The sequence below is a fragment of the Jeotgalicoccus meleagridis genome (assembly GCF_903994045.1).
Classification (GTDB): domain Bacteria; phylum Bacillota; class Bacilli; order Staphylococcales; family Salinicoccaceae; genus Jeotgalicoccus; species Jeotgalicoccus meleagridis.
This window is the reverse complement of record NZ_CAJEWD010000008.1, coordinates 424,438-450,432: the sequence shown is the minus strand read 5'-3', so window position 1 is coordinate 450,432 and position 25,995 is coordinate 424,438. Positions and strand designations below refer to the sequence as shown.

The 25,995-nt window shown below is 38.1% G+C and carries 18 protein-coding genes; all 18 read left to right on the top strand.

Going from position 1 to position 25,995, the window contains the following annotated elements; all coding sequences use genetic code 11:
* The first annotated feature begins 503 nt into the window (after positions 1–503).
* The 18 genes from pnp to mutL all read left to right on the top strand — a co-directional run bounded on the left by pnp (position 504) and on the right by mutL (position 25,992).
* Positions 504–2,636: a polyribonucleotide nucleotidyltransferase gene (gene pnp / locus JEOSCH030_RS07845; protein WP_185126038.1), complete on the top strand. Its 2,133-nt coding sequence runs from the start codon at positions 504–506 to the stop codon at positions 2,634–2,636.
* Between the two features lie 32 nt (positions 2,637–2,668).
* The gene (locus JEOSCH030_RS07840) at positions 2,669–4,345 is read left to right on the top strand and encodes a ribonuclease J (RefSeq protein ID WP_185126037.1); all 1,677 of its coding nucleotides are present in this window, start codon (positions 2,669–2,671) and stop codon (positions 4,343–4,345) included.
* A 78-nt stretch (positions 4,346–4,423) separates the two neighbouring features.
* Entirely contained in the window at positions 4,424–6,823 is a 2,400-nt protein-coding gene (locus JEOSCH030_RS07835) for an FtsK/SpoIIIE family DNA translocase (protein WP_185126036.1), read from the top strand.
* A gap of 14 nt (positions 6,824–6,837) precedes the next feature.
* Positions 6,838–8,109, top strand: a complete 1,272-nt coding sequence (gene yfmF, locus JEOSCH030_RS07830) for an EF-P 5-aminopentanol modification-associated protein YfmF (protein WP_185126035.1) — start codon at positions 6,838–6,840, stop codon at positions 8,107–8,109.
* Entirely contained in the window at positions 8,102–9,394 is a 1,293-nt protein-coding gene (yfmH, locus tag JEOSCH030_RS07825; protein WP_185126034.1) for an EF-P 5-aminopentanol modification-associated protein YfmH, read from the top strand. Before yfmF ends, yfmH begins: the two co-directional genes overlap by 8 nt.
* Positions 9,387–10,073, top strand: a complete 687-nt coding sequence (locus JEOSCH030_RS07820; RefSeq protein ID WP_185126033.1) for an SDR family NAD(P)-dependent oxidoreductase — start codon at positions 9,387–9,389, stop codon at positions 10,071–10,073. Before yfmH ends, JEOSCH030_RS07820 begins: the two co-directional genes overlap by 8 nt.
* Positions 10,070–10,891, top strand: a complete 822-nt coding sequence (locus JEOSCH030_RS07815) for a DUF3388 domain-containing protein (RefSeq protein WP_185126032.1) — start codon at positions 10,070–10,072, stop codon at positions 10,889–10,891. The genes JEOSCH030_RS07820 and JEOSCH030_RS07815 overlap by 4 nt, the downstream gene beginning before the upstream one ends.
* Positions 10,892–10,906: 15 nt before the next feature.
* The gene (locus JEOSCH030_RS07810; RefSeq protein ID WP_185126031.1) at positions 10,907–11,746 is read left to right on the top strand and encodes a helix-turn-helix domain-containing protein; all 840 of its coding nucleotides are present in this window, start codon (positions 10,907–10,909) and stop codon (positions 11,744–11,746) included.
* Positions 11,743–12,327 (top strand): CDP-diacylglycerol--glycerol-3-phosphate 3-phosphatidyltransferase, encoded by a 585-nt coding sequence (gene pgsA / locus JEOSCH030_RS07805; RefSeq protein ID WP_185126030.1) that lies wholly within the window; start codon positions 11,743–11,745, stop codon positions 12,325–12,327. The genes JEOSCH030_RS07810 and pgsA overlap by 4 nt, the downstream gene beginning before the upstream one ends.
* Positions 12,328–12,496: 169 nt before the next feature.
* Complete coding sequence (gene recA, locus JEOSCH030_RS07800) at positions 12,497–13,555, top strand: recombinase RecA (RefSeq protein WP_185126029.1); 1,059 nt, start codon at positions 12,497–12,499, stop codon at positions 13,553–13,555.
* A 145-nt stretch (positions 13,556–13,700) separates the two neighbouring features.
* Positions 13,701–15,260, top strand: a complete 1,560-nt coding sequence (gene rny, locus JEOSCH030_RS07795; protein WP_185126028.1) for a ribonuclease Y — start codon at positions 13,701–13,703, stop codon at positions 15,258–15,260.
* Positions 15,261–16,080: 820 nt separating this feature from the next.
* Entirely contained in the window at positions 16,081–16,839 is a 759-nt protein-coding gene (locus JEOSCH030_RS07790) for a TIGR00282 family metallophosphoesterase (RefSeq protein WP_185126027.1), read from the top strand.
* Positions 16,840–16,982: 143 nt separating this feature from the next.
* A complete protein-coding gene (locus tag JEOSCH030_RS07785; protein ID WP_185126026.1) occupies positions 16,983–18,704 on the top strand; it encodes an ABC transporter ATP-binding protein in 1,722 nt (573 codons plus the stop codon).
* Positions 18,697–20,508, top strand: a complete 1,812-nt coding sequence (locus tag JEOSCH030_RS07780; RefSeq protein ID WP_185126025.1) for an ABC transporter ATP-binding protein — start codon at positions 18,697–18,699, stop codon at positions 20,506–20,508. The genes JEOSCH030_RS07785 and JEOSCH030_RS07780 overlap by 8 nt, the downstream gene beginning before the upstream one ends.
* A gap of 76 nt (positions 20,509–20,584) precedes the next feature.
* Positions 20,585–21,019: a RicAFT regulatory complex protein RicA family protein gene (locus tag JEOSCH030_RS07775; protein ID WP_185126024.1), complete on the top strand. Its 435-nt coding sequence runs from the start codon at positions 20,585–20,587 to the stop codon at positions 21,017–21,019.
* A gap of 59 nt (positions 21,020–21,078) precedes the next feature.
* The gene (gene thiW / locus JEOSCH030_RS07770; RefSeq protein ID WP_185126023.1) at positions 21,079–21,567 is read left to right on the top strand and encodes an energy coupling factor transporter S component ThiW; all 489 of its coding nucleotides are present in this window, start codon (positions 21,079–21,081) and stop codon (positions 21,565–21,567) included.
* Positions 21,568–21,621: 54 nt separating this feature from the next.
* On the top strand, positions 21,622–24,150 hold the full coding sequence (gene mutS / locus JEOSCH030_RS07765) for a DNA mismatch repair protein MutS (protein ID WP_185126022.1): 2,529 nt from the start codon (positions 21,622–21,624) through the stop codon (positions 24,148–24,150).
* Positions 24,151–24,162: 12 nt separating this feature from the next.
* Positions 24,163–25,992 carry a DNA mismatch repair endonuclease MutL gene (gene mutL, locus JEOSCH030_RS07760; RefSeq protein ID WP_185126021.1) on the top strand — a complete coding sequence of 610 codons (1,830 nt, stop codon included), beginning with the start codon at positions 24,163–24,165 and terminating at the stop codon, positions 25,990–25,992.
* The last annotated feature ends 3 nt before the right edge of the window (positions 25,993–25,995 follow it).

The window sequence follows — 25,995 nt, the reverse complement described above, 5'->3', positions numbered from 1 at the left end:
TCATGTTAAAAGTGATGTCGAATAGACAAAATGAGTTGAAAAGTCTATTAGACGTGTCAAAAACGATGTGGAATAGACAAAAAGTAAAAACTTATAGAATCTCTATTGTTAATTTACCCACACTTAAGTTAAAATTTAATTGAGTCATTTCATATCTCTCCTTCAATGTTTGTCTGGTAACTACATTGTACTATAGAGATCTGATTTGACTCTTTTTCTATATTACACAATATTATGGACTTAATCTTCAGCATCAATTCTCACACCCTAATGTAATTTCCCACACTTATTTTCCATACAGCACCCTTAACCACACCCCCAATGGAATTTCACGCACCTTCAATTAAGAAGCCAGAACATAAGCCCAACTCCAACTTTTTCTGCCCAAAAATTAAGTGAAACAGACAGTTAAGCTAAATATTCTGCGTCCTTTTTATATATATATTTATAAGGAAAAATGATATGATAATTATAAGTGCCAAGCTAAGGAGAGAAAACAAATTATGAATGAACAAAATAAACAAGTGTTTGAAACAACTTGGGGTGGCCGACCACTAAAAGTTGAGTATGGTGAAATGGCTAAGCAGGCAAATGGCTCTGTGTTGGTACGTTACGGAGATACGGTAGTACTCTCTACGGCGACGGCTTCAAAGGAACCGAAGGATATTGGATTTTTCCCGCTAACTGTAGCTTATGAAGAAAAATTATATGCTGCTGGTAAAATACCTGGCGGCTTTAACAAACGTGAAGGACGTCCGAGTGAAGAGGCGACACTTACAAGTCGTTTAATAGACCGACCGATTCGTCCACTTTTCCCAGATGGCTATCGCCATGATGTGCAAGTGGTCTCTATGGTCCTATCAGTCGACCAAGATGCATCACCACAGATGGCAGCGATGCTCGGGTCTTCTATGGCACTCAGTGTGTCAGATATTCCATTTGATGGTCCGATTGCTGGGGTAACTGTTGGTTTAATTGATGATGAATTTATTATTAATCCCACGTCTGAACAGTTGGAAGTTTCTGAACTTGAACTACAAGTAGCTGGAACGAAATATGCTGTAAACATGGTTGAAGCGGCAGCTAAGGAAGTACCTGAAGAAACTATGTTAAAAGCAATTTTATTTGGACATGAAAACATTAAAGAACTTGTACAATTCCAAGAAGAGGCAATTGCACAAATCGAACCTGAAAAACGTCCGGTAGAAATCCATGAAATTGATCAAACTTTTGAGGCACAAGTGACAGCTCAAGCAGAAGCTTTAGAGCTCTTTGACAAAATCCAAGAAAAAGACAAGCAAATTCGTGAAGCTAATATTACTGAAGTGAAAAATGAAATCATCGCAAGCCTCGACGAAGAAGATGAGGATTATGGCACAAAAGTAAAAGATGCGTCTGATATTTTTGACACGCTCGTAAAAGGGGAAGTACGTCGTTTAATTACAGATGAAAAAGTACGTCCAGACGGACGTCAACCAGATGAGATTAGACCTTTATCATCTGTCGCTGGACTCTTACCACGTACGCATGGATCTGCACTATTTACTAGAGGTCAAACTCAAGCGCTCTCAATTGCAACGCTTGGTGGACTCGGTGAACACCAAATTATAGATGGATTAGGTCTTGAAGAAAACAAGCGCTATATGCACCACTATAATTTCCCGAATTTCTCAGTGGGTGAAACAGGCCCAATTCGTGGACCTGGCCGTCGTGAAATTGGACACGGGGCACTAGGAGAACGTGCTTTACTACAAGTGATTCCAAGTGAAGAAGAATTCCCATACACGATTCGTGTGGTTTCTGAAGTATTAGAATCAAATGGTTCATCTTCACAAGCATCAATCTGTGGCTCAACTATGGCTTTAATGGATGCAGGGGTACCACTTAAAGCACCTGTTGCTGGTATTGCTATGGGTCTTGTGAAAAAAGATGAGAACTATACAATTCTCTCAGATATCCAAGGTATGGAAGATGCTTTAGGAGATATGGACTTTAAAGTAGCAGGAACACCAGCTGGTATAACTGCGATTCAAATGGATATTAAAATTGACGGCCTTTCTGAAGATATTCTAAAAGAAGCTTTAGAACAAGCGAGAGTCGGACGTCAACATATCTTAGAGCATATGCTATCGACTATTAGTGAACCACGTACGGAATTATCTGCTTATGCACCTAAAATTGAAGTCATGCATATTAAACCAGCAAAAATCCGTGACGTAATTGGACCTGGTGGTAAGAAAATCAATGAAATCATCGACGAAACTGGTGTTAAACTTGATATTGAGCAAGATGGTACAGTCTTTATCGGTTCAAGTGACCAGGATGCGATTGGTAGAGCCCGTGCAATTATTGAAGATATTGTCCGTGAAGCTGAAGTCGGTCAAATTTACAACGGTGAAGTCCGTCGCATAGAAAAATTCGGTGCTTTCGTCCAACTCTTCCCTGGTAAAGATGCGCTCGTTCACATCTCTCAACTGGATACTGCTCGTGTGAACAAGGTAGAAGATGTCACTAAGGTTGGAGATAAAATGCTCGTTAAAGTAACGAACATTGACAACCAAGGTCGTGTGAATGCATCACGTAAAGAATTATTACAAGATGAAGAGAAAAAAGAAGACAAAAAGGAAGATAAATAAATCTAGCCGAAATGTAATAGGAGGACAACACTTTGAATAACAAAGAAAAGACAAAAGAAAAAGTGAAAATCGTTCCTCTCGGCGGCGTTGGTGAAATTGCCAAAAACATGTATGTTGTCGAAGTTGACAAAGACATGTTCATACTCGATGCGGGCTTGATGTTTCCAGAAGATGAAATGCTTGGTATCGATGTTGTAATTCCAGATATCTCTTATGTACTTGAGAACAAAGATCGTCTAAAAGCGATCTTCGTTACTCATGGTCATGAAGATTCTATCGGGGCAATTCCATATATTATTCAAGACTTAAACGTACCGATCTATGGTTCTCGTTTAACAATTGCATTAATTAAAGAACGTCTAAAAGAGAAGAACGTTAAGAAAAAAGTTAAATTTTATGCTATTAACAATGAATCTGTCATGAAATTTGGACAAACGAATGTAGAGTTCTTTGAAACATCTCATAGTATTCCAGATTCTTATGGCGTGAGCTTAAACACACCATATGGTGCAATTGTCTATACAGGTGAGTTTAAATTCGACCAGAGTTTAACAGGAAATTACGGCTACAATATGGCTAAGATGTATAAGTTAGCTGAGAAAAACAAAACCTTAGCGCTTATTTCTGACTCTACAGAAGCGGAGAAAAAGGGTTATAATACAGCAGAAAACATTATTGAAGAACACATTTTAGATAATTTCCAGAAATCAAAGAAACGTATTATCGTCTCTTGTTATGCTTCTAACTTTGTGCGCATTCAACAGGTATTAACAAATGCTGCTAAAGTAAACCGCAAGGTTTCCTTTTTAGGACGCACACTGGAGTCATCATTTAAAGTGGCTCGAAAACTAGGCTATTTTGATATTCCAGATGGCCTATTAGTCCCTAGTCATGAAATTAAAGACTATCCAGATAACGAACTTGTCATCATTGCTACAGGTTCTCAAGGTGAACCGATTGAGGCACTTGGTAAAATGTCTCGTGGACAGCATGAAGTGACAAATATCCAAGAAGGTGATGAAGTCTACATCTTAACGACACCGTCATCCAATATGGAAGTTGTCTTGTATTCAACTCAAAATGAATTAGTTAAAGCTGGTGCATCAATTAAATCTCCAGCAGTTAGCATTCATGCTTCAGGACACGGTCTATCAGAAGAATTGAAGATGATGTTGAATGTCTTTAAACCAGAATACTTTATTCCAGTTCAAGGGGAATTTAAAAACCAGATTGCACATGCACGTCTAGCAACTGAAACAGGCGTTAAACCTGAAAATATCTTCCTCTTAGAAAAAGGCGATGTCGTTACTTACGACGGTGTTGAAATGTATTCAAAAGATAAAGTAGAAGCAGGTAATGTGCTCATCGACGGCAGTGGCGTCGGCGATGTCGGTAACATTGTCCTTCGCGACCGTAGACTTTTAAGTGAAGACGGGATCTTTATCGCTGTAGTGACAATCAATAGAGAATCTAGACAAATTATTGCAGGACCTGAAATTCAATCACGAGGCTTTGTCTATGTGAAAGAATCAGAAGCACTAATGAAAGAAGCGACTGAACACGTTAGAAAGATTGTCGAAGATAACATTTCTCTCGGTAAGATTGAGTGGAGCGTCTTAAAACAAAATATCAGAGACGATCTCGGTAAATTCTTATACGATGAAACCAAACGACGTCCGATGATAATTCCAATTATTTCAGAAATATAATAGAGTTAAATTCGACGGAGATATGAGGGTAGCCTAATATCTCCGTTCTTATAATATTAAGTCTTGAAGGTGATAACTATGGCGACTAAAAGAAAACGTAGCGCCAAAAAGAAGAATAATGACAAAAAAACTTATTATGCCAGCTTTTCTTTAATTCTTATCATCTTACTCATCATCACGGTCTTTCAGTTAGGAATCGTCGGTGAATATACAGATGCAGGATTTAATTTTCTCTTTGGGACCAGCCGCTACTTTACTTATTTTGTCTTATTACTTGCGGCGTTTTATCTGGCAACCCATTTGAAATTTCCTTTTACAAAACGAATGTTTGGCTATATCTTACTTCAATTTGGCTTGCTCTTTTTACTGCATTCTATACTTTACTTATCCAACCAAAGTAAGACAGAAAACTATTATACATTTAAGGAAATAGTGGACCTAAGCCGTAGCCAAGGCTTTGAATTTACAGGTGGTGGCATCATTGGACAAACTTTGTTTAATCTATCATCTACGAGCATTAGCTTCTTCGGCACACTGTTAATCGGTCTGATTTTTGTCTACCTAAGTATCATTATTATTCGACATAAGAGTATTGAAGAATCGCTTAGAAATGATTTTACCTTTGTGATAAAAGGTCTAACTGCAATTGGAGCTGGGCTTGTATCCTTAGTGAATCTAATTGTAGAAAAAATTAAAAATCGACCTGTTAAAGAGAAAAAAGAAAAAGTTAAGCCTGACAAAGATGAAGATAGCTTGATTGAGACGCATGAAGTTCTTGAGAGAAAAAATAAGAAAAAAAGTCAGGTTAAAGCACCTGTAGAAAAAGAAGAAGTAGATCCCTTATTTGAAGAAGAATATCAAGAACCTGAAATCTATGATTCAGAAGAAATTGTATCAAGTAATGAAGAAGTACCACATGAAGATCACGATTTAGAGATTGAAACTGATGTGGATGAACAAAAAGAAATTGAATATGAAGACGATAATGCAGATATGCCACATGATGTGACAACGGATGGAAAAGCTGAGGACGAATTTGATGAGTTTGACTCTGAAGAACTAAAAGAGTTAACAGCTTATAAATTACCTCCGATTGAACTTTTAAACGATGTTGAGAATACTGAAAAGGTGAGTAACAAAGAAGTCATCAAGCAGGGTCGCATTTTAGAAGAGACACTGAAAAACTTTGGTGTAAACGCAAAAGTATCTAAAATTCGAATTGGTCCTGCGGTCACACAATTTGAAGTTCAACCTGATATCGGGGTTAAAGTATCTAAGATCATCAATCTTCAAAATGACATCGCCCTCAGTCTTGCTGCAAAAGATATTAGGATTGAAGCACCAATTCCTGGTAAATCAGCAGTTGGTATAGAAGTGCCGAACTCAGTCATTTCAATGGTAACCTTAAGAGAAGTCATTAAGAGAAAATCAACCAAGAACCCATTGGAAGTGGCCTTAGGTAAAGATATTTCTGGTGCGCCGATCATGGCAGAACTAAATAAAATGCCCCACTTACTTGTGGCAGGGTCAACAGGATCTGGTAAATCTGTTTGTATTAACGGCATTATTGTAAGTATTCTTTTAAACGCTAAGCCGCATGAAGTTAAACTTATGATGATTGACCCGAAGATGGTGGAATTAAATGTTTATAATGGTATCCCACACTTACTTGCGCCAGTGGTCACTAATCCGCAAAAAGCAAGTGATGCTCTAAATCGTATCGTCAGCGAAATGGAAAGACGTTATGATCTCTTCAGTCATTCTAGTACTAGAAATATCGAAGCGTATAACCAGTACTTAGAAAGAAATGCTGAAAATCCTAAGAAGGTACAAAAATTACCGTATATTGTTGTCATAGTCGATGAGTTAGCAGACTTAATGATGGTCGCTTCTAAAGATGTTGAAGCATCTATTACACGTATTGCTCAGATGGCGCGTGCAGCGGGTATTCACTTAATTATAGCGACGCAAAGACCATCTGTTGATGTCATTACAGGTATTATCAAAGCAAATATTCCATCCCGTATTGCTTTTGCTGTAAGTTCCCAAACAGATTCAAGAACAATTATTGATTCTATGGGTGCAGAAAAACTGCTTGGTCGAGGAGATATGCTCTTCTTACCATCCGGTCGTTCTAAACCGATTCGTGTCCAAGGCGCTTTTCTGGACGATGACGAAGTAACTGATATTGTTAAATATATAACAGAACAAATGAAGGCTAACTATGAAAAATCAGTCATCATGAATCAAAAACAAGAAGAAAAAGCAGCAGTTGAGTCAGAGGACGAACTTTATCCAGATGCCAAGTGGTTTGTCATTGAAGAACAACGTGCCTCTGCAAGTTTACTGCAACGCCAGTTTAGAGTGGGTTACAATCGTGCAGCTCGCTTAGTGGATGACTTAGAAGCTAATGGAGTGATTGGGCCAGCCTCAGGTTCTAAACCTAGGAGCGTACTGATTGAAAACCATGAAGACTAGTAAGGAGATTTGTTATGCATAATGTAGAAAAAAGAATCATTAACAATATACCGATCGTTAAAATTTATACTGAGAAGTTTAAAACCGTTGTGGTGTCTGTCTATTTCAGAACACCACTGACGGCTAAAGGAGCAACGACTCGTAGTCTTTTAAGCCGCATGATGGTAAAAAGAACTTCAACTTATCCAACCAACGCTAAATTGTTAGAGTATTTAGCTGAGCACTACGGTGCACATTTGACATCGAATGTTGTTAAAAAAGGGAGCGATCACCTCTTAAAAGTATCCATTGAATTCGTCAACGATAAATTTATCTTAGAAGATATAGATATGTTAGGTGATATTACTAAGCTGTTAAAAGACGTCCTACACACACCATTTTTATACGATGAAGAAGACCAGTTAAATTTTGACAGAGAAAAGAGACTGTTAATTAATCGCTTGAAAAGCATGAAAGATAATTATGCCCAGCGTGCTTTTGAAGAACTATTAAGTACTATGTTTGAAGATGAAGCTTATAGACACTTATCCTTTGGTGATATAGACACTTTAGAAAAGTTAACACTTGAAGATGTTAAATGCGCACATCAACAAATGATGGATCAAGATGATATGTCTATCTTAGTTGCTGGTAAAGTGGACGATAAAGTATTTGATGCTCTAAGTGAACTTCATGAGAGAAGTGAACAAGCTACTTATCCTTATAAAGGTTATCCGATTATCGAACCTAAGGAAGTAAAATATAAGACGACACATCTACAAATTGAACAGGCTAAGGCCAATTTAGGCTTTAGAGTACTATATAGTGAAAGTAAAGATCCGATGACCTTAAATGTCTTTAATCAGATATTTGGTGGGTCTTCATCTTCTTTCTTATTTACAAACATTCGTGAGAAAATGAGCTTAGCTTATTCAATTCACTCACAAGTCGATGTTAAAAACGGTTATATGTTTGTCTTAGCAGGTGTGGACAATAATAATGTTGAAGTGTTTAAAGATGCCGTTTTAAGAGAATTAAAACGTGTCGTTGATGGTGACTTTGAAGAAAGTTTCTTAGAAGAAATAAAACGCAATATGCTGTCATCAAGAATGGAGTCTATGGATAAACCTCGCGGCTTAATTTCACTCAGTTATAACCGCTTATTAAAAGAATTATCTACGACAAAAGAGACTAAAGAATGGACAGAAGTCCTACAGTCCATTACTAAAGATGACGTGATTAACCTTGCTAAGAAAATCAAACTAGATACTGTATTTACGCTGAAAGGCGGGAATGAAAATGTCTAACTATGAAAGTAAATACTACGACCAAGTCGATGAAACCGTCCATAAAAAAGTAATGGACAATGGCTTGGAAGTATACATTATCGATAAAAAAGGCTACAACAAAAAATTTGTAACTTATACGACTAAATACGGTTCAACAGATAACCATTTTAAAACAAAAGGTAAAGTGTATAACGTACCAGACGGTATTGCTCACTTTTTAGAGCACAAGATGTTCGATAAGGAATCTGGAGATGTTTTCAATAAGTTTTCTGAACACGGGGCGAGTGCCAATGCCTTTACGTCAGTTGACCGTACCTCTTATTTATTTTCAACGACAGAGAATTTCAAAAAAAACTTAACTCTCTTGATGAACATGGTAGAAATTCCTTACTTTACGTCAGAAAAAGTGGATAAAGAAATTGGCATCATCAATGAAGAAATAAAGATGTATCAAGACAATCCTGGCTACAGACTTTACCATGAAACTCTGAATGCCATGTACGAAAATTCTCCCGTAGCGATTGATATTGCAGGAACTTTAGAATCAATTTCTGAAATTACAGCAGAGCATCTCTACCTTTGTCATGAGACATTTTATGCACCAGATAACATGGTGATGATTTTGGCAGGAGATTTTGATGTAAATGATACTTTTGAATTTATAGAGACACATCAAAATAAACGTCCAGCTGTAGATCAGTCAGACATTGAACGCTTTTTACCAGAGGAGCCATACGGTGTAAAAGAACAATCTAAAGAATTAAATTTACAAGTGACGACACCTAAAGTCATGCTTGGCTTTAAAGTGCTACCAGACGATGCAGACGATCAATTAAAAGCACGACGTGATGCGGCGATGTTGTTTGCCCTAGATATGGTGTTCGGTGAACAATCTCCGTATTATGAAGACTTACTGGAACGCGGTATAGTGGATGATTCCTTTAACTTCTCCTACCAAGAAGATGATCTCGTGCGCCATACATTAATGGCAGTTGAAACTGCAGAAGTCGATACGTTTACAGAGGAAATTGTCCGCATCATTGAAGAGGTTAAAGAAGAAGACTTCTTTTCAGAGACCCGTCTTAGAAGCCAAAAAAGAGAATTGTTAGGCGATTATTTAACCAGCTTAAATTCTCCTGAATATGTGGCTAACCAATTTACTAAATATCTGTTTGATGGTGTTGATCTATACGGACTACCAGAACTTATTGAGAGCATTACACTCGAGGAAGTCATTAACTTCTTTAATAGTTCAATCGATGTAAAAAACTTCTCAAAAGTAGTTGTTAAAGGTCATGACTAATATTGTCTTAGTCGGTGCATCTGGAGACATTGGTCAAGCCATCCATAAAAGCTTTAAAGATGATAATGTCGTCAGTTTTTCAAGGCAGAACAAGGCGCACTACAATAGTCAACATCATCTTTTAGACCTCTCAAAACCGTTTGAGACAAGCATCATTTATGAAGCGGTTAAGGATTTTGATGTCATTGATACTTTCATCTATGCTCCAGGGGATGCACTATTTGAACTCATTCAAGACACATCTTTAGAAAAGGTAGATCAGCAGTACAATATCAGTATTCGCTCTCTGGTTCATTTTATTCAAGTACTTTATCCAAAATTGAGATTAAGTCCTCGGGCGAGTATTATAGTAATTACTAGTGTTTGGGGTACAGTCGGTGCTTCCATGGAAAGTATTTATAGTACTTTTAAAGGAGCCCAGGAAACTCTCGTTAAATCTTTAGCTAAGGAATTCGCTCGTTCTAATGTAACGGTAAATGCTGTAGCTCCTGGTGTCGTCCGTGGTAAAATGACCTTAAAGTTATCTAATGATGATATCGCCTATCTCTTGGAAGATTTACCACAAGGTCGTTTGATTGAAACGAGTGAAGTTGCAGCTGCAGTTAAATATCTATCGTCTAAAGAGGCGAGAAGTATTACAGGAGAAGTATTAAAAATTAACGGGGGATGGTATACATGAATCCAGCAGAACCTGAATTTTATCCTGAACGTACAGTGGAAGTCTACTTAGAATATAAAAACTTAGATGATCGCCCTGGTCTACTCGGTGACATACTTAGCTTGATGGGAAATATTGGCTTGTCTATAAAAACCATCAATGGGGTGGAAGTTAGTCAAAGAGCGCTCTTACTTAGAACGGATGACTTATGGAAACTTGACCGTTTTAGATGGATTGTGGAACATATCCATGAAATCGAGTTGGTTAAGATTAGAAAACCAACCATTACTGACCGACTGACTTTACGTCATGGGCGTTTTATCAAAAGAGCCGAAGAAAATAAAAATATTTTCAGTTTCACGCGTGATGAAATTTCTATTATTGTAGACTTTCTAGCAATTCTTTTTGATATCGATGACACTTTTCTCATCGGTGTCAGAGGCATGCCAAGGGTCGGTAAAACAGAGAGTGTTGTTGCCGGTAGTGTATCTGCAGGCGATAAATGGCTGTTCTTATCTTCAACAATGTTAAAACAAACTGAAAGAACTTCTCTTCATAAACAAGAGTACGATAAAGGGAATGTTTACATCATCGACGGTGCAGTGACATCTAAATCTAGCAACATGGATCACAAACGCCTAGTCCAAGAAATTATCAACTACGATAGCACCACAGTTGTGGAACATCCTGATTTACTGATGGATGATCCTTATTTCAAATTGACCCAAGATGATTTTGATTACATCATTGAAATACGGGAGTATGAAGGTCAAGAAATTACTTATGAAAAACATAAGAAACGTCACTGGTTTGAAAGTGACAACATGGACTTTTTCTAATTGGAGTAAAACACTATGAATATAGGAACATACTTAAAAAATAAAAGAGAAAAATCGGGTATCACCTTACGTGAAATGGAACGGGGATCGGGTTTGAAAAAATCAGTCATCCTCACCATTGAGTCTGGGGATTTATCCGCCTTACCCGAGCCAAAACATGCTAGATTCTTGATTAAGCAATATTGTAAATACTTAAAAATTGATAGTGATAAACTGCTCGAACGCTTTAAAGATGATTTACCTGACGTCAAGGAAATCGGGCAAAAGCGTAATCAAAAAGAAGACCAAGACTTTCAGTATTTAAAAAAAGTCTTACTCGGTTTTGTCACCTTGATTGTGGTGTTCTTCGTTATCTGGATTATTCTCTTGCAAATTGGTTCAGAGGGTGACATTTTTGAATCTAAAAAAATTTATGATGTGGATAGCGAAGTCGCTCAAGAGATAGAACCTAAAGAAGAACCGAAGGAAGAAGCCAAAGAGGAAGTAGCAAAAGAAGAAGAGAAAAAAGAAGACGAAGCAGAAACACCGTCAACTACCGTCAACTTTGTTAATCGTGAAGGAAATACCTTGATTTACAATGTTACGACGAGTGAGGCAGTTGAACTATCTGTTGAAGGTGATGAATCGTCATGGATTAGTTTATCAGATGACTTAGACAACTCTTATATATACGGAGAGTCAACGGGAGATACTGTTGACATTGAAGAAGAAGCGACTGTTCTGAATCTAGCTCTCGGTAACTCGACGACCTTTGACATCACTGTAAATGGTGAAACAATCGATAATTCCCAGCGAGGGAATACGGTGACGGTTTACTATCAATTTAATATAACGAGGGAGGGAGTGAGTAAATGAATATACCTAATTGGCTGACGGTTTTTAGGGTCGTTTTAATTCCTGTCTTCCTTATTTTTGCACTCGTAGATTTTGGTTTTGGTAACAGCTCAGTGCTCGGTGGCGATGTCATTCGCCTTGAACAAATCATTGCTGCCATCATCTTTGTCGTTGCTGCTTTAACAGACTTTCTTGACGGTTACTTAGCCCGTAAGTGGAATATGATCACCAATATGGGTAAATTCTTAGATCCACTTGCAGATAAACTGCTTGTAACGACAGGTTTAATTGTCTTAGTCGAATGGCATGTTATCTCATCTTGGATTGCAGTCGTTATTATCGCACGTGAGTTTGCTGTGACGGGACTTAGACTTTTACAAATTGAACAAGGTTATGTATCAGCAGCAGGTCAACTTGGTAAGATTAAAACAGTTTTCCAAATGTTTGCCTTGGTCTTTCTTTTATTCGGTGATCTCTTCACCAACTACTTACCATTTTCATTAGGCATGATTTTCATGTACATTGCTGTCTTCTTTACTATTTTGTCAGGTCTTGAGTACTTTTATAAAGGCCGAGATGTCTTTAAAGCAGACCACAAGTAAAAAGTGTATGAATTTTTATCATATATTTTAAAAGTGTGGGTCATTGACGATGAAAATCAAAAAAGTGTCAGACAAAAATTCAATAATTGTTTTGTAAAGCGAATATATGTTCGCTTTTTATTTTTATGTCTGATATAATAAATTATGAAATCACGACTGGAGGTACATTATGGACGAAAGACATAAAGCGATAGATACAGTAATTAAAAATATGGAAAAATCATTTGGTAAAGGTGCAGTAATGAAACTCGGTGATGATGCTGGACGTAAAGTACAGACGACGTCATCAGGATCTGTTACTTTAGACCGTGCACTAGGTGTTGGGGGATATCCTAAAGGTCGTATTATTGAAATTTACGGACCAGAGTCTTCAGGTAAAACAACAGTATCCTTACACGCCATTGCAGAAGTGCAAAAAAACGGTGGCATCTGTGCCTTTATCGACGCAGAACACGCGCTAGACCCAGAGTATGCTAAAAAATTAGGGGTGGATATCGATAACCTCTATATTTCTCAACCTGACACAGGTGAACAAGCCTTGGAAATCACTGAGGCGTTCATTCGTTCTGGTGCTATCGATATGGTTGTTATTGACTCAGTTGCAGCTCTAACACCAAGAGCTGAAATTGAAGGAGAAATGGGCGACTCACATATGGGACTACAAGCACGTCTCATGTCACAAGCTTTACGTAAACTATCAGGTGCAATTTCTAAGTCCAATACAACAGCTTTATTCATTAACCAAGTCCGTGAAAAAATCGGGGTCATGTTCGGTAACCCAGAAACAACGACTGGGGGACGTGCGCTTAAATTTTACAGCTCAGTACGTCTAGAAGTCCGCCGTGCAGAAAGCCTTAAAGTAGGCCAAGATATCGTCGGTAACCGTACCAAGATCAAAGTTGTAAAAAACAAAGTCGCACCACCATTTAAAGTCGCAGAAGTCGACATCATGTACGGTGAAGGTATTTCTCGCGTCGGTGAAGTGATCGATTTAGGTGTTGAAGAAGATATCGTTGAAAAAAGTGGTGCTTGGTATTCTTACAATGGTGAAAGACTTGGCCAAGGTAAAGAGAATGCTAAAAACACACTAAAAGAAAATCCAGAATTATATGCTGAAATAGAGAAAAAACTACGCTCTAAACTCGGTTTTGGTGAAGATATCGAAGTAGATGAAGAAGATTCTGCAGCAGACGAAAACACTTTATTTAGTAGTGAAGATGAAGAATAATATATTTTTATAGATCAAGCACGGGAATATGATAATTCTCGTGCTTGCTTTTATCTACTATTATATTTAGAATTGTATTATATGATAATTTAATACTATTCATATATATTTAACACACTTTCTACCTAGGATTGGGGGTGTTCTTGTGGACTTACTAGACATTCTCTTCATCCTGATTGGTATGATTCTCGGTGTTGTTATCGGATATTTTATAGTCAATAATCTATTGACGAAAAAGCAGCAGCAAGCCAGAACTTCAGCTGAACATATTATTAGTGAGGCTGAAAAAGAGGCTGAGAACTTAAAGAAAGAAAAGCTGCTTCAAGCAAAAGAAGAAAACCAAAATCTGAAAGAAGCTTTCGATAATGAAATTAATTCACAACGTGATGATTTGAAAGCATATGAAAACAGATTAATCCAACGTGAAACTTCTCTAGATCGTAAAGGTGAAAACCTAGATAAGAAAGATGAAATGTTGGATCAAAAAGAAGCTAAAATTGAAGAAAAACAGCAAATGGTAGATGCCAAGGATGACGAGATTAATGAAAAAATTAGTCAACAAGAAACAGAATTGTCCCGCATCTCCGGACTCACTCGCGACGAAGCGCGTGAGGAACTGTTCTCACAAGTAGAACAAGAACTGTCACATGATATGGCTTTAATGGTAAAAGACAAAAAAGATGCAATGAAACGCGACGTAGACAAAGAAGCGCGTGAACTCTTGGCACTCACTGCCCAGCGTTACGCTGCAGAATATACAAGCGAATCAACTGTATCAGTAGTAAACCTACCTAATGACGAAATGAAGGGCCGTATAATCGGTCGTGAAGGACGTAATATTAGAACAATCGAGACCTTGACTGGTGTGGACCTCATCATCGATGACACTCCAGAAGCAGTTATTCTTTCGGGCTTTGACCCAATTCGCCGTCAAATTGCTAAAAGTGCTTTAGAAGCGCTCGTAGCAGACGGACGCATCCATCCAGGACGCATTGAAGAAATGGTCGATAAAGCGCGCCGCAACATGGAAACTGAAATCCGTGATGCAGGGGAAGCTGCAGCCTTTGAACTCGATATTCATAACCTACATCCAGAACTTACAAAACTCTTAGGTAAGATGAAATATCGCTTGAGCTATGGACAAAACGTTCTGAAACACTCTATTGAAGTTGGTTACCTTGCGGGTATACTAGCTGCAGAGCTTGGTGAGAATGTCTCACTAGCAAGACGTGCAGGACTGTTACACGATATCGGTAAATCAATTGACCATGAGCTCGAAGGTTCCCATGTCGAGATTGGTGTCGAACTCGCTCGACGCTATAAAGAACAAGATACGGTTATTAATACTATCGCTTCACATCACGGCGATTCAGAACCAACTAGTATCATTTCTATCTTAGTCGCAGCAGCCGACGCACTCTCTGCAGCAAGACCAGGTGCACGTCGTGAAACATTAGAAAACTATGTGAAACGACTAGAGAAACTCGAACACATAGCAGAAAGCTATGAGGGAGTAGAGAAGACCTTTGCGATTCAGGCAGGACGTGAGATCCGCGTCATGGTTAGCCCTGAAAACATCGATGACCTAAAAGCACATCGATTAGCAAGAGACATCAAGAAACAAATTGAAGATGAATTACAATATCCAGGACACATAAAAGTGACAGTTGTCCGTGAGATGAGGGCTATAGAATACGCCAAGTAATATTTTAAAACCAACTCTAAAATAATTGAGTTGGTTTTTCTTTTTTAGTGGTGGTTGCGACTGATGTTCGATGCTTATGGTCTAGTTTAGCTAGTTTTAAGTTGTTATCTGGACTTCGTTCGATGCTCATTGTCCTGATAAGCGTTTATCTGGACTTCGTTCGATGCTCATTGTCCTGATAAGCGTTTATCTGGACTTCGTTTGATGCTCATTGTCCTGATAGGCGTTTACCTGGACTTCGTTTAGTTCTCATTGTCCTGATAAGCGTTTACTTGGACTTCGTTTGATTCTCATTGTCCTGATAAGCTTTTATCTGGACATCGTTGAGCTCTCATTGTCCTGATAGTAAATTTAAACTGTGTTTTGTCTAGGATTTGATTTACTTTATCAGTAGGTGTCCAGATTTTTGATAGAAAAATTCCCCTTTGTCCATAAATAAAACGAAGGAATGAGTGAATGTCCATTAAAATCAAAATCCTGTCTGCCAGTGTCCAGTTTAATATGATCCAGTTTATTTGCACGCCGTCGTCAATTCCACGATGGCACGCAAATCCGTTTGTGTGACGTCGTCATTTCCACGATGGCGCGCAAATCTGTTTGCATGACGTCGTCAATTCCACGATGGCGCGCAAATCCGTTTGTGTGACGTCGTCGTTTCCACGATGGCACGCAAATCCGTATGTGTGACATCGTCAATTCCACGATGGCACACAAATCCGCAAACCCACCAGAAATCCGCTCACAACCCTCTCACAACAATCTGCCAACAAAAATCAAGGGAATTCATGTATAATACAAACAGTAGATAGGGTGATATGACATGAGAATTTTATTTATTGGAGATGTGGTTGGAAAAATTGGCCGCCGCATGCTGAATAATTATTTGCCAACTTTGAAAAAGGAACATGCGGCGCATTTTACTATCGTCAATGGTGAAAATGCTGCACATGGTAAGGGAATTACGGAAAGAACATATAAGGAAATCCTTAATGCGGGTGCGGATTTTATCACATTAGGTAATCATGCTTTTGCTAAAAGAGAGGTCTATGATTTACTGGATCAAGATGTGAAAATGATACGTCCAGCAAACTTTCCAGAAGGAACACCTGGTGACGGTTACCGCATCGTTAATGTTAATGGTAATAAGTTATTAATCGTTAACTTACAGGCTAGAAGTTTTCTTGAACCGATTGAAAATCCTTTTAAGGTCATCGATCAAATTCTCGAAAAAAATGAGTATGATACGGCTTTTGTAGATTTTCATAGTGAGACGACTTCTGAGTCAATCGCCATGGGTTATTATCTCGATGGGCGAGTCAATGCGGTTGTCGGGACTCACACTCATGTTCAAACGAATGATGCGAGTCGCCTAGAAAATGGGACGGTTTATATTACAGATGTAGGAATGACGGGTTTTAAAGATGGCATTCTTGGTATAAGAAAAGATGAAGTAATCCGCCGCTTCGTTACCAATCTACCTGAAAGACATGTGGTACCGGATGAAGGTAAGGGTGTAATCAGTGGGGTCATCATCGATACGGATGCTAAAAAGATCAAAAACTTTAAAATAGAAGAGTAAAAAAATGGTCAGAAGTCAGCCCTTCTGACCATTTTTTAATTTTTCAGACAAAGATGTCACCTTAACATTATAAATTGTGGCATAATATAATTAGTTCGGATTTCGTAATAGTCGTTTTAGAGTTACAAGGGGTGAAAAGACATATGAAAGTCGTTTATTCGTACGCAGCCAAATATAAGTGGCTAATTGTTGTTGCTTTATTTTTTATGTTCATCGAGTTGATTATTGAATTAATTCAGCCATTATTTATTCAGGAAGTCATTGATAACGGGATTTTATCAAATGATATTAACCATGTCATTCTCTATCTCTTAATCATGACCGGGGTGTCGATTATTGCCTTCTTAGCTGGTATTTTTAATACATATTTCACCAGCCATTTAACAAATATGTTTGGTTATGATTTAAGGATGGCAATATTTACACGGATTCAACATTTTACTTTGTCGACATTTTCTAAGTATTCGACATCATCCTTAATCACCCGGTTGACACAAGATGTTCTGCAAACAGAGATGTTACTCTTTATGAGTTTAAGAATTCTCTTACGCGCACCGCTCTTAGTCATCGGTTCGCTATTCATGTCATTCATGGTGAATCCGACACTGGGATTTTACTTATCATTACTGACGCCAATTCTCGTCGTCTTCTTATTTTTTACTGCAAGAAAAGGGGCAGCCATATTTTTAAGAGTGCAGCATTGGTTAGACAGAATTAACCGCTATATCCAGCAAAATCTAGAAGCAGTTAGATTGATAAAAGCCAACGACCGTGGTCAATTTGAAACGAATAAGTTTGCTAAAATCGCTGGTAAGTTAAGGGATGATACAACATTTGCTCTAAGACTAATGGAGTCAATTCTACCTGTCTTACTCATTATCATGAACGGGAGTTTACTCTTAGTTTTATGGGTCGCATCAGATCTTTTATCAAACAATTCAGTGGCAGTAGGGGAAATCGTAGCGGTCATTAACTATGCGCTTAGAATGCAAGGTGGCTTCTCTATGTTTGCCTTTTTAATTATTGCAACTTCTAGAGCCAAAGCATCGAGTGATCGTATTAAAGATGTTTTAGAGTCTCCGATTGCAAAACAGGATTCACCACAATACGCTGAAAGTGAATCTGAAGGTTATGTGTCCTTTAAAAATGTGTCTTTTAAATATCCAAATTCTTCAAAATATGTGCTAAAAAATATCTCATTTGATATCCATGACAATGAAAATTTTGTCATTATGGGTGGGACTGGTTCTGGGAAATCAACACTCATTAGTTTGATTCCTAATATGTATGATCCAACTGACGGACAAGTCTTAGTCAATGGGCGAGAGGTCAGAGAGTGGCCGACCCAAGATTTAAGACAAACCATTGGTTACGTGCCACAATCTGCTGTTCTATTTACAGGTAGTATTTACGACAACCTGCTGTGGGGAAATCTAAAGGCTGAAGAAGATGAAGTGATGTTATCTTCAGAAAAAGCACAGATTCACGATAATATTATGAGCTTTGATGAAAACTATCAGACACCGGTTGGTCAAATGGGTGTGACACTATCCGGTGGACAAAAACAGCGCCTATCGATTGCACGCGCTTTGGTGAGAAAGCCTGCAATCTTAATCTTAGATGATTCGACCTCCGCACTCGACGTGAAGACAGAGAACAATCTTTGGGATGCGCTAAGTAGTGAGAAGGTCACTCGCATAATTATTACCCAAAAGATTTCTACTGCTATGACAGCTGATCGAGTACTCCTCATGGATGACGGTGAAGTGAGTGCTATCGGCACACATGAAGAATTACTTGAGACATCGAGTCTTTACAATGAAATTTACGCATCTCAAATGACAGGGGGACATTTAGATGATTAACTTTATAAGACGTCCTTTTGGTCACCTACCACAGTTGAAAAAAGAAGAAATTGGTTCTAAAAGACAGCGCTCTAAAGCGGATAATATGGGTCAAACCCTCATTAGAATTTGGCAGTTCATGAGGGGAGAAAGAAAGAAACTTTACTTTATTATCTCTCTCGTTGTGGTAACGAGTCTTTTGAGTATAGTTGGACCCTTCTTGGTAGGGAGAATAGTGGATAATTACTTTATTCCTAAAGAGTTTGACGGTCTCTTTAGAGTGTTAATTATCCTACTCATATCTTACGTGCTCCTATCCATTACGACCTTTACCCAAGCCTATCTCATGGTCGGTTTATCGCAAAGAACCATCTATAATTTAAGACATCATTTGTTTGAACATATGCAAGAGCTACCGGTTACTTTTTACGATAAACGCCAACACGGTGAGTTGATGAGCCGGATGACCAACGATATAGAAACTTTGTCGCAAACCATGAACTCATCCTTTATTCAATTTACGACGAGTATTGTGACCTTATTAGGAACATTTTCAGTGATGTTGTATCTCAGTCCCTTACTCACGTTTTTAACAGCTTTAATCATTCCACTCTTAATTGTCGGGGTTCGTTACATTACTAACCGGACGGGTCCACTTTATAAAAAGAGACAAAAGAGAACAGGGGAATTAAACGGTTATATAGAGGAAATAGTGTCTGGTCAAGAAATTGTTAAAGTCTTTTCTCAGGAAGAACGTGCCATTAACAACTTTGAAGAAAGAGCAAGAAACTTAAGAGAAGTTACATTTTGGGCTAACTTGTATTCCGGTTTAATACCAAAATTAATGAACATGTTAAATAACATATCATTTACGATTGTTGCAGGAGCTGGAGGGATACTTGCCTTAACTTCAAATGGTTTAGTGACTGTCGGAACCATTGTGGTATTTGCTGAGTACGCCAGACAATTTACTCGGCCTTTAGCGGATTTATCCAACCAACTAAACCAAGTGTTATCTGCCATTGCTGGAGCTGAAAGGGTCTTCCAAATTATCGATTCACCGACAGAAACAGACCAAGGTACTATTACTAATAAATCGATAAAAGGTCACATCGACTTTGATCATGTGAGTTTTTCTTACATGAAGTCACAAAAAACACCGACTATACAAGACCTATCATTTACCATCAATGAAGGAGAGTCCGTGGCCCTCATTGGAGCAACTGGTGCAGGTAAAACGACCATCATGCAACTCCTTGCAAGATTTTATGAAACAGACCAGGGTCAAATTCGCATCGATGGTGAGGATATTAAAGATTATAAGCGTCATACCATCCGTTCACAAACGGCTTTTGTCCTACAAGACCCTTATCTCTTTGAAGCAAGCATTATGGAAAATATTCGCTATGGCCGTTTAGATGCAACAGATGAAGAAGTCATTGAAGCGGCCAAAACCGCTAATGCTCATGACTTTATTATTGATATGGCTCACGGTTATGATACAGTCTTAGATTTAAGTGATGGCTTGATTTCTCAGGGGCAAAAACAATTGATCTCTATCGCAAGAGCCCTGATCACAGATCCTGCTATACTCTTACTCGATGAAGCGACTTCAAGCATTGATACGATTACGGAATTAAAAATTCAAGAATCCTTAGAACGTCTCATGAAGGGGCGTACGAGCATTATTATTGCCCACCGACTAAACACCATAAAATCAGTCGACAGAATATTTGTCTTAGATCAAGGACAAATGCTTGAATCGGGTACAGAAAGTGAACTATTGATGAAAAAAGGTAAGTATTACGACATGGTCAACCAATAATTAAATCTTTAGCATTTAATAAATACCTTGCTTCATATATAATAGGAACTATATAAATTCTAAAGGTGGAAATTGAATGTATACTAAGGATCAAATTATAGAAGAAGCAAAAAAACTCGGCAAGATGATGTCTGAGACTGAACAAGTTGAATTTTTCCAAAAAGCAGAAGCTAAAATTCATGAAAACCAAGAAATTCGTGAAAAGATGGCGAGCTTAAAATCTCTACAACAACAAGCGGTTAACTTCCAAAACTACGGTAAGGAACGCGCCTATCAAATGACGGAAGAAAAGCTAGCTAAAATTGAAGCAGAACTCAATGAAATGCCTTTAGTAGAGCAATTCCAAGAGTCACAAAGAAGCGTCAATGAGCTATTACAAATGGTTTCTCACGCGATTTCTTCATCAGTTACAGATGAAATTATCGAAAGAACAGGTGGCGATCACCTACAAGGAGAAACTGGCGCTCAAGTTCGTCATAGACCAAACCAAAATACAGATCAATTTAAATAAAACTACAAAGGCGCTGACTTCTATAAAGAATTCAGCGCCTTTATTTATAGGAGACCTTTATGAATAAACTTACTAAAAATATGTCTTTAACAGCTGTTCTTGTTGCACTGAATGTTGTCCTCGGAACTTTTATCAGCATTCCACTCGGTGTCATTAGAGCAGCCCCCATGCAGCACTTGATCAATGTTTTAGGTGCGGTCTTAACCGGACCTTGGGTCATTGTCCAGGCACTGATTTCATCTACTATTCGCATACTGATGGGCACAGGAACGGTCTTTAGTTATCCAGGATCCGTCATCGGTGCAGCTCTTGCCTATGTACTCTATCACTATAGTAAAAAACTACCCCTTGCAGCAGTGGGCGAAGTGATTGGAACTGGTGTGATTGGTGCACTATCCATCTATCCTCTGATGCTCATCTTAGACTTAGATACTAATATCTACATGGTTATGGCACTTGCCTTTTTAGTGTCTAGCATATTTGGTGCCAGTGTCTCTTACTTTATCTTACTTCAACTAGAAAAGAGAGGGCTCCTAAAGAGGTTATAAAAAGAAAAAATGTTATAATAATACGACAAGAATTTATATAGGAAGTGTTTACAGATGCCAGAACCTACACCGATGATGAAACAATATTTATCAGTCAAAGACCAATACAGAGACAGTCTCTTACTCTTTAGATTAGGTGACTTTTATGAGCTGTTTAATGAAGACGCAATCACTGCAGCTAAAGTCTTGGAAATTGCTTTGACATCACGGGATAAAAATAGTCCAAATCCAATACCGATGTGCGGGGTACCTTATCATTCTGCCCGCTCCTACATTGCTAAACTCATCGATCATGGTTTTAAGGTGGCAATCTGTGAGCAGATGGAAAACCCACGTGAAGTTAAGGGCATGGTCAAAAGAGAAGTGGTCCGTGTCATTACACCAGGGACCTTAATCGATGATTTTGGTATGGAAGACGGAGAAAGTAACTTTATTCTAGCAATGATAAAAAACAAGCACACTGTTGAGGTGAGTTATGCGGATATTTCCACAGGGGAAATTTTCGCTTTTTCAACTCAAAATGAAGGTGATTTAAAAAGTGAAATCGAAACAATTGGTGCCAAAGAAATTGTCGTCACAGAAGACAGTGTGTATTTAATTAAAGATATCTACCAAGATCCACCTCTATATACTGTTTTTAATTCTGATGAGGACAGAGCTTATGACTATGAAGAGAGCGTCAATGAACATACTGCTATTACGCTTTTGTTGAACTATATTAGAGCACAGAATATGAGAGATTTAGAACACTTAAAAACCGTACAAAAACACCAGCTATCTAGTTTTATGAAATTGAATTATGCAGCGGTTTCTAATTTGGAATTACTAGAGAATATCCAGACTAAAAAAGTAAAAGGGTCGCTATTCTGGTATCTCAATAAAACAGAGACTCCCATGGGGAAAAGACGCTTACGACAATTAATAGAAAGACCGCTCGTTTCAATAAAAGAAATTGAAAATAGGCAGTCAATCGTCACAACTTTAATCGATAATTTTTCCGAAAGAGAAGTCATTACTCAAATCCTCAATCAAGTTTATGATATTGAGCGTTTAGTCGGGCGTCTTGCTTTTAATAATATTGACGTCAAAGACTTTGTTCAATTGAGAGATTCTCTAAGTGGCTTACCTGAACTTAAAAGTACATTAGAACAAATAGACTTAACTTCAAATGACTTGTTTAAGAATTTTGATGATTTAACAGATGTATATAGCCACTTAGAAGTTCTGACTGATGAACCACCGAAGACCATTCGTGAAGGAAAAATCTTTAAAGACGGTGTCTCAGAAGAATTAGATAAGCTGAGAGATATTTCTAATAATGCGAGAAATTGGCTCAATAATTATTTGGAAAGTGAAAGAGAAAGAACAGGTATTAAAAACTTGAAGATTGGTTTCAATAAGGTGTTTGGTTATTATTTAGAAATTTCTAAAGGCCAAGCCGTCAATTTTGATGCCGATAAGTTTGACTACAATCGTAAGCAAACTTTAACTAATGCTGAGCGTTTTATCACACCGGACTTAAAAGAGATGGAAAGTAAAATTCTAACAGCAGAAGATGATAGCGTCATGCTTGAGTATAAGATGTTTACTGAGCTTCGAAATCATATGATGACTTATATTTCACGTTTACAAAAAACGGCTAGTCAAATTTCTATCTTGGATACTTTAATTGCCTTTGCCCATGTGTCTAATAATCATCACTTAGTTAAGCCGGAGTTTACAAAAGAAAGAGTCATTGAGCTAAAAGAAGCGAGGCACCCGATAGTAGAGCGTATGTTAAATGAATCGACTTATGTGCCAAATGACTTAACGATGTCTGAAGATAGCTATGTTTATTTGATTACTGGACCGAACATGTCTGGTAAATCGACCTATATGAGACAGGTTGCCTTGATTATTATCATGGCTCAAATTGGTATGAGAGTACCGGCAAAATCGGCTAAACTACCAATCTTTGACGCCATTTATACGAGAATTGGTGCGAGTGATGACCTATCCAGTGGTAAATCCACCTTTATGATCGAAATGATGGAGGCTAATACTGCTCTACAAGAAGCGACAGAACATTCACTGTTAATCTTTGATGAGATTGGTCGGGGGACGTCAACTTATGATGGTATGGCACTTGCCCGTGCGATGTTGAAGTACATCCACGATGATATCGGTGCCTTTACGCTCTTTTCGACACACTATCATGAATTAACCGCACTTGACCAAGAGTTATCTGGTTTAGAAAACGTGCACGTTAAGGCAACTGAATACAATGGACAACTGGTCTTCTTACACAAGGTCAAACCTGGTGCAGTTGAAAAATCTTATGGTATTCACGTTGCAAGACTCGCTGACTTACCTCAAGCTGTGACCGATATGGCAGCGGACTACTTATCTGGTTATGAAGAAGGTAATCATCAAAAATCGAGTCAATTTGAAACGATGCAGTTAGAACTTCCTCTTGATGATCAAGAGGCATCAAGTTTTGAAGAAAGACAAATTATTGATGAAATTAAAAATATAAATTTAAATGATTTAACGCCGCTTGAAGCTTTAAATCGTTTAGCGGATCTACAAAAAAGAATGGATTAGGAGGGACACGAAATGGGACACATTCACGTGCTACCGAGTGATATACAAAATAAAATCGCAGCAGGTGAGGTGGTCGAGCGTCCATCTTCAATCGTTAAGGAGATTGTTGAAAACTCACTCGATGCGAAAGCGTCAGTCATCGAAGTTTTTATCAAAAATTCTGGAATGGATTCTATTAAGGTTGTCGATAATGGTCTTGGAATTGACTATGACGACCGGAAGCTGCTCTTTGAACGCCACGCGACTTCGAAGCTTGGTAAAGCCTATGACTTATTTGAAATTCGTTCATTAGGATTTAGGGGAGAAGCACTCGCAAGTATTGGAGCGGTCTCTAAAGTAACAGTTGAGAGTATGAGCGAGAACTCTACTGCTTTTAAATTAAATTACAGTGCAGGACATTATGAAGAGGATACGGTCTGGCAAGAAAGACAAGGAACGATCATAGAAATTAGTGACTTGTTCTACAACACACCTGCGCGTTATAAGTATGTTAAAAATTTAAGAACTGAAGCGGGTAAGATAATCGATATTATGCAGCGTATGGCTCTGAATAATCCATCTGTGAGCATTCGCCTGGTTTTTGACGATAAAGAGCGCTTTAAAACACCAGGGAATGGCTCCTTAAAAGAAGTTATCCACATTCTGTACGGTATGCAAGTGTCAACAAACACTGTAGCTGTATCAGGAGACAGTCCGGATTATAAGGTGTCAGGGTATATTGTGAAGCCAGAAATCACACGGTCCAATCGTAACTATATTAACCTCTCAATTAATCAGCGACATATCCGTAATTTTAAACTGTCACAAGCCATTATCGATGCCTACCATACTTTACAAGCAAAAGATAAATACCCACTGGTTTTTTTAAATATCACCATGGATCCGAAACTCTTAGATGTCAATGTTCATCCCTCTAAAGTAGAGGTTAAACTGTCTAAAGAAAGAGAGCTCTTAGAGCTAGTTGAAAACACAGTGAGAAGGGCACTTTTAGATCTTAATTTAATTCCAGAAGTGGGTCATCAAAGTAAAGAAAAACAAAAAGTAGAACAAGAGACACTTGATTTTAATGACTATAAAAAAGAAGCGATTAGAGAGGCTGCCAGTCTCTATGAACAACCACGGAGAAAGCCTTTCTTTAAAGATAGAGAAAATGACTACAAACAAGAAGTAAAACAAACACAAGAGTCTGTAACTCCTTTTAAAGAAAGAAAAGCAAAGGACCAAGAGACCTATATCGAAACGGAATCTGTTCAAAAAGAGAAATTACCGTATCTAGAAATTATCGGTCAACTCCATGGCACTTATATTATTATGCAAAATGAGACAGGCATGTATCTCATGGATCAACACGCTGCCCAGGAGCGCATTAAATATGAGTATTACTACAATAATGTGAATACAGGAAATGAAGGCATTTCGCTCCTTATTCCTTACACTTTTGAGTTCTCTTTTGACGATGTGATCACCATCGATGAAAAACTGACAGATTTAAGAGAACTTGGTTTTGAAATTGACAAGAGTGGGGTCAAAGAGTACACAGTATCACGCTATCCATCTTGGATTAAAGCAGATGATCCTGAAAGAGATATTGCAGATGTCATTGATTTTATCAGTCATAAATCTCACTTTGATATCAACAAATACCGTGAAGAGATGTCTATTATGATGAGCTGTAAGCGTTCAATCAAGGCAAATCATTACTTGGATAAAAAACAAATGGAAGCATTGTTAGAATCGCTCGGTCAATGTCAATCGCCTTACACTTGTCCTCACGGCCGTCCGGTCATTATTCATATGACGACTTATGAGATTGAACGCTTATTTAACCGCATTATGAAATAGAAT

Bases quoted from the DNA above. Each gene is read 5' to 3' on its own strand.
- JEOSCH030_RS07785 (WP_185126026.1), top strand. From the start codon at position 16,983: ATGAAAGTCGTTTATTCGTACGCAGCCAAATATAAGTGGCTAATTGTT.
- JEOSCH030_RS07775 (WP_185126024.1), top strand. From the start codon at position 20,585: ATGTATACTAAGGATCAAATTATAGAAGAAGCAAAAAAACTCGGCAAG.
- recA (WP_185126029.1), top strand. From the start codon at position 12,497: ATGGACGAAAGACATAAAGCGATAGATACAGTAATTAAAAATATGGAA.
- yfmF (WP_185126035.1), top strand. From the start codon at position 6,838: ATGCATAATGTAGAAAAAAGAATCATTAACAATATACCGATCGTTAAA.
- mutS (WP_185126022.1), top strand. From the start codon at position 21,622: ATGCCAGAACCTACACCGATGATGAAACAATATTTATCAGTCAAAGAC.
- thiW (WP_185126023.1), top strand. From the start codon at position 21,079: ATGAATAAACTTACTAAAAATATGTCTTTAACAGCTGTTCTTGTTGCA.
- JEOSCH030_RS07780 (WP_185126025.1), top strand. From the start codon at position 18,697: ATGATTAACTTTATAAGACGTCCTTTTGGTCACCTACCACAGTTGAAA.
- JEOSCH030_RS07815 (WP_185126032.1), top strand. From the start codon at position 10,070: ATGAATCCAGCAGAACCTGAATTTTATCCTGAACGTACAGTGGAAGTC.
- JEOSCH030_RS07835 (WP_185126036.1), top strand. From the start codon at position 4,424: ATGGCGACTAAAAGAAAACGTAGCGCCAAAAAGAAGAATAATGACAAA.
- yfmH (WP_185126034.1), top strand. From the start codon at position 8,102: ATGTCTAACTATGAAAGTAAATACTACGACCAAGTCGATGAAACCGTC.
- pnp (WP_185126038.1), top strand. From the start codon at position 504: ATGAATGAACAAAATAAACAAGTGTTTGAAACAACTTGGGGTGGCCGA.
- JEOSCH030_RS07790 (WP_185126027.1), top strand. From the start codon at position 16,081: ATGAGAATTTTATTTATTGGAGATGTGGTTGGAAAAATTGGCCGCCGC.
- JEOSCH030_RS07820 (WP_185126033.1), top strand. From the start codon at position 9,387: ATGACTAATATTGTCTTAGTCGGTGCATCTGGAGACATTGGTCAAGCC.
- mutL (WP_185126021.1), top strand. From the start codon at position 24,163: ATGGGACACATTCACGTGCTACCGAGTGATATACAAAATAAAATCGCA.
- JEOSCH030_RS07810 (WP_185126031.1), top strand. From the start codon at position 10,907: ATGAATATAGGAACATACTTAAAAAATAAAAGAGAAAAATCGGGTATC.
- pgsA (WP_185126030.1), top strand. From the start codon at position 11,743: ATGAATATACCTAATTGGCTGACGGTTTTTAGGGTCGTTTTAATTCCT.